Here is a 1,208-nt window from a genome sequence, read left to right on the forward strand (position 1 = left end):
TCGAACGCTCAGGTCAACCAAGCCGTTCCGATGACACTGCTGGGGCCCGGCGTCACGCGACGCCGCGGCCAGCCGCGCGCGTAGCCTGTGCGGTAAAATACGCGCTTACGGAGCACCGAGATCGATTCCTTCCGCCCTACCTCGTCCGCGCCCTGGAAGGCCAAGGCATCCTGCCGCGGGCGGGCCAACCAACCTATTTCGAGATCCGCGGAGTGCCTTACAGGGGTGAATTGGTGGAGAGCGAAGGCCGCCAGCGCGTACGCATTTATCCTGAACGTGGCTGAAGAGGCAGCAGGGCCTGCAATCGAGCTTTCGGCGGGGCAGCTCGCGTAAGGCGTTCTATAGCGAGGCTGTTGGCAGGCGATGGATCCGTTGCAGGGGCACGGCCTGAACCGTCCAGCCTCCTCTTTGTAGAATCTGCCAAGCGATTCTACCAATTTGGTGCGTGCCCGGACATGCTTTCTGCATCCCTGATCCTTTCACATAGTCCGCCAATTCTTGTCTTGAAAACCGCAGCTACCACAGATCGAACGCATTCCTGATCGAGGGAGCACCGGCGCCGAGCGCAGGCGATGGCCAAGCGCCAAGAACTTGGCCACCAAACGAAAGTTTGCTGACAAAGGCTTTTCCTGATGGCCGCCCAAATTCCTCGGCGGGCGCGGTATTTCGCAACCTGCATAGCTTAAGGCCTCATGCCCAGTTCAGTTATTGCGCTATGCAAAGTCCCCTCGCGCTGCGTTGCAAACACCTGGTCCGCTCGGGAGCAGAGTGCAAGTGCCCACTGGACCTGGGAAGCCGATGAAAGCGAGCTTGGTGCGATAAAAATCGCTAAGGTCAGCTTCCTCCCAGCGCTTTTCCCAAATAATCTCGAAAAGGATCAATGAGGACAGAGTGTGCGGGCGGCCGCCGGCGCTCAGGCTCACCGCCCGCAGCAAGCCAGCGTTCGATAGTCCTCACGCTCATGGCGATCTGCGGCGCGATCCCGCGCGGCGACAGACCGGTGGCGCGCAAGTCGAGGATTTCGGCATGAAGTTGCGCGACGATTGAGAGCCGCGGGCGACGGCTCGTCAGATTCTCGAAAGTTTGTTCATAGTAGGACTAGCCCGTCTTATTCGTAAGAGTGCGCCTGAGGGGTAAAGCGCTGATGCGGCGTAGGATTCGGTTGCGAAGCCAACCCCATCACCTCCAACCGCGAACGCCACGCCCGC

The 1,208-nt window shown here is 60.2% G+C and carries 1 protein-coding gene; it reads left to right on the plus strand.

Translation table 11 applies throughout. The features are described 5' to 3' along the window. The first annotated feature begins 891 nt into the window (after positions 1–891). Positions 892–1,047: a hypothetical protein gene (locus tag QJT78_RS51430; RefSeq protein WP_018647404.1), complete on the plus strand. Its 156-nt coding sequence runs from the start codon at positions 892–894 to the stop codon at positions 1,045–1,047. The last annotated feature ends 161 nt before the right edge of the window (positions 1,048–1,208 follow it).

The sequence above is a fragment of the Bradyrhizobium sp. Mp27 genome (assembly GCF_029953005.1).
Taxonomy (GTDB): domain Bacteria; phylum Pseudomonadota; class Alphaproteobacteria; order Rhizobiales; family Xanthobacteraceae; genus Bradyrhizobium; species Bradyrhizobium barranii.